A 10,077-nucleotide genomic window follows, 5' to 3' on the forward strand; every position below is an offset into this window, starting at 1 on the left:
ACCAGCTGCATCATGTCCTTGGCCTCAAAGGTCGAGGCGGTGTCGGTGGTCATGGCCTGGGCGCGGATGCGCACGTCGGTGTTGAGGCCGTGGCGACGGGCGAAGGCTTCCGACACCAGAATGGCCGCCGCGCCGCCGCAGGTGGGCGGGCAGGCCATCAGGCGGGTCATCACCCCCGGCCAGATCGGCAGATCGTTGAGCACATCATCGGTCGTTACCTCCTTGCGGAAGATCGCCAGCGGGTTCTTCGCCGCGTGCCGGCTGGCCTTGGCGCGGATCTGCGCGAAGGCGGACAGCGGCGTGCCGTGCTTGTTCATGTGGCTGAGGCCCGCGCCGCCGAACAGCCGCAGGGCGGAGGGCACGCCCTTCGCGTCGACCAGATTGTCGGCGAGGCCCTCAAACAGCTCCATCGGATTGGGGCGGTCATCGAACACCGAGCCGAGCGCGCCTGGCTTCATCTGCTCGAAACCCACGGCGATGACGCAATCGGCGGCGCCGCTGGCGATGGCCTGGCGGGCGAGGAACAGCGCGGTGGAGCCGGTGGAGCAATTGTTGTTGACGTTGATCACCGGGATGCCGGTCATGCCCACGTCATAGACGGCGCGCTGGCCGCAGGTGCTGTCGCCATAGACATAGCCGACATAGGCCTGCTCGACCTGGTCATAGGCCACGCCCGCATCCGCCAGCGCCAGCCGCGCCGCTTCCGCGCCCATCTCATGATAAGGCGCGCTCGCGCCTGGCTTGGCGAACGGGATCATGCCAACCCCCGCCACATACACGCTCTGGGACATCGGGCGTCTCCATATTTGTTCTTTACTTTCAAAAACCGATCAGCCAGTCTTCGTCTTACCGAACGGTCAGTTATTGGCAGATTGGTACAGGCTCCGGGCGTCGTCAAGCGGTTTGATGTCAGATGGAACCTGGATTGGCGAAGGGGCTTGTGCGGCGCGACCGGCGGCCCAGTCTGTGCTGCGGGGCGTCGTGGAGCTTTCGTTTCGCGGTTATCCGGCGCTCAGCTGGCGGGGGCGGGGTTTGCCTCGAAAGGCAGACAGCTGACGCCAGGGGGCTCGCTCCTGGGGCTCCAGAGAGCGGCGGGTGCAGGCCGCTGGCGTTAACGGCGCGCATCGCCGACGGCGCCAGACAATCAGTAAGCGTGATCAGGTTGGTTTATGTCGTTCAACACGTCGTCAGGATCAGACATAGTGGATGAGGGCGAGGCCGCAGCCTCGCCGTGGAAGCCATTCGAGGACCGTCGCCGCGACCGTGAGGTCAAGCGCGAGGCGGTGCTGCGGGTCGCGGTGCAGCTGTTTCTGGAGCAGGGATACGACCGCACCTCGCTGAACGAGGTGGCGGAGCGGCTCAACATCACCAAGCCGGCGCTCTACACCTATTTTCGCAGCAAGGAGGAGATCCTCGTCGAGTGCTACCGCCTTGGTCAGGAGATGGCGATGGAGCGGTTGCAGCGCATTCGTCAGGGTGACGGTGACGGCCGCGCGCGGCTGCGCGCGTTGATCTATGGTTATTGCGAAGTTTTAATGCAGGACTTCGGCCGCTGCCTTGTCACCGTCGATGACCGGGTGCTGTCAGCGGAGGCGCGGGTGCAGGCGCGCAGCAACAAGCGCGCCATCGACCAGGGCTTTCGCGATTTCATCCAGATGGGCATAGCCGACGGCTCCATCGCGCCCTGCGACGTGCGTCTGACCACCTTTATGATCGCCGGAGCGATCAACTGGATGGGCCATTGGTATCAGCCCGGTGGCCCGCTGTCGGCGCAGGAGGTCTGCGCTGCTTACGCTGACAGGCTCAGCAATATTCCGGGCGGTCTCCGCCCGGAGCAACCGCCGCCATGACGGGCTGAGATGAAGCCCTGAGCGGCCAGGGATGCGCGCCACGAGGTCCAAAAAAGAGGCCGGGGCGCAATAGGGGGAAACCGGAGCATGAACATCACCCTGGGGCTGCGCCGGGCGCAGCAGGTCAATCGCAACGGCGTCGCCATTATCGACGGCGACATCCGGCGAAACTGGGCCGAGGTGGGCGAGCGGGTCGCGCGCCTCGCCGGCGCCTTCGCCACGCTCGGGCTGGCGCGCGGCGACCGGCTCGCCGTGCTGGCGCTGAACAGCGGCGCCTATCTCGAACTGTATCTCGCCACCGCGTGGGCCGGTGTTGTCATCGTGCCGCTCAACACCCGCTGGAGCGTGGCCGAGAACGCGGCGGCGCTGGAGGATTGCAGCGCGTCTGTGCTCTGTGTCGATGCGGCCTTCGCCGCCATGGGCCGCGGACTGGCGGCGCAGAACAATATCGGCCGCCTGCTCTGGATCGGGCAGGATGCAGCGCCCGAGGGCATGATCAGCCTGGAACAGCTGATCGCCTCTGCGGCCCCCGTGCCTGACGCCATGTGCGGCGCCGATGACCTCGCTGGCATCTTCTACACCGGCGGCACCACGGGGCGCTCCAAGGGGGTGATGCTTAGCCATGGCAATCTCGTGGCCAACGCCTTCAACGCGCTGGCTGAAGGGCTGTTTGGCTCATCGACGGTGTATCTGCACGCAGCGCCAATGTTCCACCTCGCCAATGGCGCCGCCATGTATTCGCTGCTGATCTCCGGCGGCACGAATGTCATCATCCCGGGCTTCACCCCTGAGGGCGTCATCGACGCGGTGACACGCCATGGCGTCAATGAGATGTTGCTGGTGCCCACCATGATCCAGATGCTGGTCGACAGCCCCGCCATGGCCAACGCCACGTTGCCTGGGCTACGGCGCATCCTGTATGGCGCCTCGCCAATGAGCGAGGCGGTGCTGGATCGCGTGGCGGCGAAGCTGCCGCATGTCGGGTTCGTCCAGGCCTATGGCATGACCGAACTGTCGCCGATCGCCACCATTTCGCAGGAGGAGAACCATGTCGGCGAGGCGCGCCGCATCGGCCGCCATCGCTCCGCCGGTCGCGCCACTTTTGGCGTCGAGGTGCGCATTGTCGACGAAAACGGCGAGGATGTGCCAGTGGGGCAGGTAGGCGAAGTCATCGCCCGCGGCGCCAATGTCATGATGGGCTACTGGAACCGTCCCGAAGAGACAGCCAAGGCGGTGGTCGACGGCTGGATGCATACCGGCGACGGCGGCCGCATGGATGAGGACGGCTTCATCTATATCGTCGACCGCATCAAGGACATGATCATCACCGGCGGCGAGAATGTTTACTCGACCGAGGTCGAAAACACCGTGGCGCAACATCCCGCCGTGGCGCAATGCGCCGTCATCGGCATTCCGGACGAGCGCTGGGGCGAGACCGTGCATGCCGAGGTGATCCTGAAGGCTGGCATGGAGGCGACGCCAGACGACATCATCGCCTTCTGCAAGGAGCGGATCGCTGGCTACAAATGCCCGCGCAGCGTCGCCATCCGTACCGAACCGATGCCGATGTCCGGGGCGGGGAAAATCCTGAAAACGGAACTGCGCAAGCCGTTCTGGGACAAGCGCGATCGCAGCGTCGCGTGAGGTGAGGCGCGCCTGACGGCGAACAGGCGCACGCGCCGAGGGGGTAAGGCTGGCGCGTCGCCAATGGCCAGCTGCCCGCGCACGGCGACCGCCAACGACCTGCGTCCGGGAGGCCCGGGCGCAGCATAATGCCAAAGTGCGGTGAGCACGACTCATCGCACTTTGGTCAAGCCCGTGCGGCGCCTGAGCAATCCAGGATGCGGATGCGTCAGCATCTTCGCATCCTGGTATAAGCCACAGTCATAACAACCAGCGGCTCCGCCCGACGCCACGACGCAACGCCACCAGGCAACACCACGGCCAGCGCCGCGCAGGCACAGGCTTCGCCGCACGGCTAGCAGAGGCCAGCCGTAGCGTCGGCATCGATCGCAACTGACGGGCCGCAGCGATTGGGGAAACGTCACATGTCAGCAGATCATCTGGAACAGCATCAACCGCCCGCAACCGCGCCCCAACAGGCCGGCATGCCGGTGAAGCGCGGCCTCGGCAGCATGCTGGTCGGCTCCTATCTGGCGACGGCCGCCACCCGCTTTCCCGACGCCACCGCGATCGTGTGCGCCGATACTGGCCGCCGCTTCACCTTCCGCCAGTTGGATGAACGCGCCAACCGGCTCGGCCATGCGTTGGAGGGGCTCGGGCTGCGCAAGGGCGACGTGCTGGCGTTTCTCGTCAGTAATCGCGCCGAGATCGTCGACATTTACTTCGCTTTGGCCCGCACCGGAATTATTGGCATACCGCTGAATTACCGGCTGGCGGCGCCGGAAATCGACAGCCTCGCCCAGTCGATGGGCGCCACCGCGCTGATCTATGAGGACCGCTTCGCGGCGCTGGCCGCGCCCACGGCCGCGCGGGTCCGGGACGTGATCCGCATTGGCCCAGGCGCTTCGCATGGCGAGCAGGACTATGAGGCGCTGACCAGCGCGGCGGCCGCGACCGCGCTGGAGCGGGATATTCGTGAGGAAGACCCGTATTATTTCAACCTCACCTCGGGCACGACCGGGCTGCCGAAATCCTATGTTCTGACGCAATATAATAACAGCACCGTTGGGCCGATGTTCATGGCCTTCGACATGTCGCGCCAGGACGTGGCGATGACAGTGTTTCCTGCCTTTGGCCGGGTGGGACTGGCATGGATACTGGGCGCCATGTTGTTTGGCGTACCCAATGTCCTGTGCAATTTCGCGCCGGAGCGGGTGCTGGAGCTGATGCGAGCCGAGGGCGTCACCATCCTCAATCTGGTGCCGACCATGGCGGCGATGCTGATCCAGGCGGTCGAAGCGGGCGCCGCGCCGCCAACCTCCTTGCGTGGCATCGTGTTCGCCGGCGCCAGCCTGCCCCAGCCGGTGCGCGAACAGACGCAGCAGCATCTTTGCCCCGACCTCTACGAATATTACGGCATGCAGGAGACAGGCGTGCTGGTGGTCAGCACGCCGGACGACCGCAAACGCAACCCTGCGTCGCAAGGCCGGGCGATGGTGTTCTGCGACATCCGCATCGTCGACGACGCCGGCAATCCGCTACCCGCCGGCAGCCATGGCGAGATCATCGGCCGCTCGCCCAACGCCGTCACCGGCTATTTCGGCAACGCCGAAAAGACGGCGGAGACTTTCCGCAACGGCTGGGTGCACACCGGCGACATCGGCGTCATCGACGCCGAGGGCTTCCTGACCATCAGTGGGCGCAAGAAGGACATGATCGTCACCGGCGGCCAGAATGTCCACGCCGCGGAAGTCGAGGAAATCCTGCTGGCCCATCCGCATGTGGCGGACGCGGCGGTGTTCGCGCTGCCAGATGATTTCTGGGGTGAGAAAGTGGCGGTGCTGCTGGTGCCCGGCGCCAGTGGCGCCGTTGAGGACGAACAGCTGACCCAATGGTGCCGCGAACGCCTCGCAGGGTTCAAAATCCCCCGGACCATTTTCTGGCAGGACGAACCGCTGCCCCGCACGCCGACCGGCAAGGTGCAGAAATTCCTCCTCGTCGACCGCTTCACTGCATCCGCCTGACGGCGGCACTTGATTAATTGCGTTGTGGGGCGGCGCCTTTGGCCCGCCCCATTGCTATTGGGGCCCCTATCAGCCTCCGATTGCAGGCCGCATCACACGTTGCGATGGGTGGCGCAGGGCAGGTCAGCGCCCCATCAATTGCGGCCCGCTTGCGACGGCTATGCACGCGTCCTCATTGCGCGGCGCCCATCGGTTCATCGGTGAACGGTCGCGCGACGCGTGACCGTCCCATACCAGGATGCGGAGGTGCTGACCCATCCGCATCCTGAAATGCCCAGGCGCCACACGGGCTTAAGCGGAGCCCGACGAGCCATGCTCATCGGGTTCCGGCATCACGCGATCGCATCCTCGCACCCAATGCCAATCGGCCTTTCACGCCACCTTGCGCTCCACGCGCGAGGCGGCGCCGGCGCGTCTTTGCATGAGCCTCAGGCGCAACTTGCGTGATCCCCGCGCTCGGAAGGCGCTGGCCGCCATCGAAAGACGCAGGCGCGTTACGTCTATTGGGCGAGTTGCTGCGTGGACACAGCAAACCGAAGTTGGGCCGAACAGCAGCGCGTATGCAGGCATAACTGCCGCAGCGCAAGTATTGGAGGTGTGCTTATGCCTGTCAGGCAGGCCCTCTTTCTTGTGGGCGGCAAGGGAAGCCGTCTTGGCGCACTGGCAGCAGTGACGCCAAAGCCATTGCTTGAGGTCGCGCCCGGTGTCCGTTTCATCGATATTCTGATCGGCAGGGCGGCGCGACAGGGTTTTACCGATATCATTCTGCTGTCTGGCCACCATGGCGGCATCGTCGAGGCGCTCTATCACGGCAAGACGGTAGGCGACGCCACGATCCGCGTCGTTCGTGAGCCTGCTCCGGCCGGAACGGGGGGCGCGCTGCGCCAGGTCGCGCCATTGCTGCAGCCATGGTTCGTCCTCGCCAATGGCGATTCCATTTTCGATATCGATCTACGTTCGTTCGTGTCGCCAGGCCCGGCCAATGCTGTGGCGCGTATCGCCTTGCGCGAGGTTGCGGACAGCGGGCGCTTCGGCTCGGTGGCGCTTGATGGTGATCTGGTCACGCATTTTCATGAGAAGGATGCGTGTCGCTCTGGTCCTGGCCTGATCAATGGCGGGGTCTATCTGCTTGGCCGGGATATCTGCGGTCATGTCGCCGCCCAATGCTCGCTCGAGCAGGACGTGTTTCCGGCGCTGGCGGCGCGGCGTCTGGCGCGCGGTCGCGTCTATGACAGCTATTTTCTCGATATCGGTCTGCCTGAGACGCTTGCCCAGGGCCGACGTGAGCTCGCCGCTTTGTATGCCAGGCCCGCCGCGTTCCTCGATCGCGATGGCGTGCTCAATGTCGACGCCGGTTACACCCACCAGCCTGAACGTCTGATCTGGCGCAAGGGTGCGAAGGCTGCGGTGAAGGCGCTGAACGCCGCTGGTTATCTCGTCATTGTCGTCACCAATCAGGCAGGCGTTGCCCGCGGTTATTACACCGAGACGCAGATGCGGGCCTTCCATGCTCATATGCAGGCTGAGTTGGCGGAAACCGGGGCGCATATCGACGCCTTTTACCATTGCCCGTTCCACCCTGACGCTGCGGTTCCCCGGTTCGCCCATCCGGACCATCCCGACCGCAAACCCAATCCTGGCATGATCCTGCGGGCCATGGCCGACTGGCATGTCCGCCCTACTGGGTCGTTCCTGATCGGTGACCAGCCCAGCGATGTAGAGGCGGCGCAGCGTGCCGGCGTCCCTGGCGTGCTGTTCGACGGCGACGACCTGCTGGCCACCGTTCGCGCCTGCCTGGCTCAGTTTGGCGCCATTGGCGCCGATTTGACGATGGCAAAAGGGCCTTCGCCCACTGGCGCCGTGCCTCTGGCCATGGAGGCGGGCTGACATGGGCCACGACAGCAATAATCAGATCCACCGGAAACAGGGAGCCGTGCGCACGGATAGTCCCGCCAAGGCGGTCATCCGCTGGCTGCACGCCGCCGCATTGCCGTTGTGGCTCGAGCGCGGCGTCGACCACGAGGGCGGCGGCTATGTGGAGCAGATGGGCTTTGACGGCGCCCCGCGCAACTGCGGGTTCAAGCGCACGCGGGTGATCGGCCGCCAGATCTATGTATTTTCGCATGCCGCCATGCTGGGAACGCCCGGCGCCGAGGAAGCGGCCGAGCAGGGCTATCGCTTCCTGACGCGCCACGCATGGCTGGGCCAGCGCGGGGGATGGGCGCGGCAGTTACATCCCGATGGCGCAGTGGGCGATTCCACGCCTGACCTTTACGACCTGTCCTTCATCCTGTTCGCTTTCGGCTGGCGCTTTAAGGCATCTGGCGAGACCGAAGCCCGCGACTGGGCGCTGCGCACGCTAGAATTCATCCTCGGCCATATGCGCTGCGCCTCCGGGCGAGGCTTCGTCAATGAACGGCCGGCCAATGGCCCACGCCTGCAAAACCCACACATGCACCTGCTTGAGGCTGCATTGATTAATCTCGAAGCGACCGGCGATCCCCGCTTTGAGGCGCTGGCGCACGAGTTGGTCGATCTGTTCGCGGCGTATTTTGTCGCGCCGAAATCTGGCGCTCTTGGTGAGTATTTCGCGCAGGACTGGCGGCCCCTGCCAGGCGAGCGGGGCAGGGTGAGTGAGCCCGGCCACCAGTTCGAATGGGCGTGGATCCTCGCAAATTACCAATGCCTGACGGGGCGCGACATGCGCGGCCATATTCAGCGCCTTGTTCACTCAGCGGAGCGCTGGGGCGTCGACCCGGATAGCGGACTGGCCGTCAACGAGGTGCGTGATGACGGGCAGTTGCTGGACGCCGGTTCACGTATCTGGCCGAACACGGAACGGATTCAGGCGGCGGTCGCGATGTTTGAACTGTTTGACGAAGATCCGCGCCCCATATTTGACATGGCGAGCCACGCGCTGTTGACGCAGTTTCTCGAGCCTGCGCCGCACGGCCTTTGGATCGACAGGATAGACGCTGCGGGCGCCAGCCTGTCTGATCATGCGCCAGCCTCGTCCTTGTACCATCTGATGATCGCGTTCAGCGAAATGCAGCGGGTTCTTCCCGCCGTCGAGCAACGGTTTGGCGCATTCCCGGCGCCTGGGGCGCAAATAGCGTCGATTGTGCCGCCAGGGATGCCTGCCGATCCGCCAGGCGCGCCAGTCTGATCAACATATTCCGAAGGTATCGGCAGATCGAAGCTCAAGTAGTGACTGTTTTGATGCTGGGCAATTGCAGAGACAGGTGTAATCATGAAAGTTCTGGTGACAGGTGGGGCCGGCTATATCGGCTCCGTGCTCGTGCCGACCTTGCTGGAAAAAGGCCATGAAGTGACGGTGCTCGACAATTTCGCGCGCGGCACGACGGAGCTCGCGCCCTGCTGCAAATATGCGAGCTTTGAGCCGGTGCGCGGCGATGCGCGTGACACGCGCCTGCTTGATGAGCTGGCGCCGAAGGCCGATGCGATCATACCGCTGGCGGCGCTGGTTGGCGCGCCGCTGTGCAAGGAAGACCCAATCGCGGCTGAAACGCTCAATCGCGACGCGGTGGTTGCGCTAGCAAGGCGCGCCTCTCGCGACCAAATGGTGATCTATCCCACCACAAACTCTGGCTATGGCATTGGCCAGCCAGGGGTCTTCTGCACCGAGGAAACGCCGCTCAATCCGATCTCACTCTATGGGGTCACCAAGGTTCAGGCCGAAGAAGCGGTGCTGGACATCAGCCAGGGCGTGTCGTTGCGCCTCGCCACCGTATTCGGCATGTCGCCCCGCATGCGCATTGACCTGCTGGTCAACGACTTCACCTGGCGGGCCGTCACTGACAAGGCTGTGGTGATCTTTGAAGGCCACTTCAAGCGCAACTACATCCATATTCGCGACGTGGTGAAAGGCTTCGAACACGCCATGGCCAATTTCGGCGCCATGCGCGGCGGCGCATATAATCTTGGCCTCTCGACAGCTAACCTTTCGAAGCTGGAACTGTGTGAGCGCATTCGCGAGCAGGCGCCCGGTTTTGTCTATCTGGAGGCGCCAATCGGCGAAGATCCGGACAAGCGAGACTACATCGTCTCCAATGAAAAGCTGGAGCGCACCGGCTGGAGCCCCGACTGGAGCCTTGACGCCGGTATCGCTGAGCTGATCCGTGGTTACCGCATGATCCGCAATTCACGTTACGCCAATATCTGATGACCTGATTATCCGCCAGCCTGACGACGGGCTGGCGGATGGCGGCGTTCTGCCTTTGACCAAAGCCGCATGGCCAGGCGCTTGAGGATCAACAGACCGGAGAGAAAACGTCGTCACTTCCTCACGTGACAAGGGCGTTCACTCAAATATCGTGGGCTATTCCTGCGTCGTTAACCATTGTCTCCATGTGCTGGGAGCCATGGTGAGTGGTCGACGCAAAGAAGAAACTGGCCTGCCATAAAAATCTGCAGGCGTTTTCAACTTCAGGGGCTGACCGGTCTGACGACATCCCTGCCGCCGCCATCCTTGTTCGCCAGGGCAATTGCTCCCCCAATAACAGCCGCGCTGGCTATACCACCTGCGACCATGGCGGTCGTATCATTTGGCTGTGCACTAG

8 protein-coding genes are annotated in these 10,077 nt (G+C 64.1%); 7 read left to right on the top strand and 1 reads right to left on the bottom strand.

Annotated features, from left to right (window positions below; translation table 11 throughout):
• Window positions 1–791: thiolase family protein (locus AC6A67_RS00895; RefSeq protein ID WP_498034636.1), on the bottom strand; the 791-nt coding region annotated here is incomplete at its 3' end.
• Window positions 792–1,202: 411 nt separating this feature from the next.
• Here AC6A67_RS00895 and AC6A67_RS00900 point away from each other — a divergent pair.
• The 7 genes from AC6A67_RS00900 to AC6A67_RS00930 all read left to right on the top strand — a co-directional run.
• Window positions 1,203–1,850 (top strand): TetR/AcrR family transcriptional regulator, encoded by a 648-nt coding sequence (locus tag AC6A67_RS00900; protein WP_498034637.1) that lies wholly within the window; start codon window positions 1,203–1,205, stop codon window positions 1,848–1,850.
• Window positions 1,851–1,937: 87 nt separating this feature from the next.
• Window positions 1,938–3,494, top strand: coding sequence for an acyl-CoA synthetase (locus AC6A67_RS00905; RefSeq protein ID WP_498034638.1), 1,557 nt, complete (start codon window positions 1,938–1,940; stop codon window positions 3,492–3,494).
• 404 nt (window positions 3,495–3,898) lie between these two features.
• Entirely contained in the window at window positions 3,899–5,497 is a 1,599-nt protein-coding gene (locus AC6A67_RS00910) for a class I adenylate-forming enzyme family protein (protein ID WP_498034639.1), read from the top strand.
• Between the two features lie 603 nt (window positions 5,498–6,100).
• A complete protein-coding gene (locus tag AC6A67_RS00915; protein ID WP_498034640.1) occupies window positions 6,101–7,384 on the top strand; it encodes an HAD-IIIA family hydrolase in 1,284 nt (427 codons plus the stop codon).
• Window positions 7,385–7,430: 46 nt separating this feature from the next.
• Window positions 7,431–8,663, top strand: coding sequence for an AGE family epimerase/isomerase (locus AC6A67_RS00920; protein ID WP_498034641.1), 1,233 nt, complete (start codon window positions 7,431–7,433; stop codon window positions 8,661–8,663).
• Window positions 8,664–8,747: 84 nt separating this feature from the next.
• On the top strand, window positions 8,748–9,680 hold the full coding sequence (locus AC6A67_RS00925; protein WP_498034642.1) for an NAD-dependent epimerase/dehydratase family protein: 933 nt from the start codon (window positions 8,748–8,750) through the stop codon (window positions 9,678–9,680).
• 206 nt (window positions 9,681–9,886) lie between these two features.
• Window positions 9,887–10,077: hypothetical protein (locus AC6A67_RS00930; RefSeq protein ID WP_498034643.1), on the top strand; the 191-nt coding region annotated here is incomplete at its 3' end.

This window comes from Camelimonas sp. FR25 (assembly GCF_059740505.1).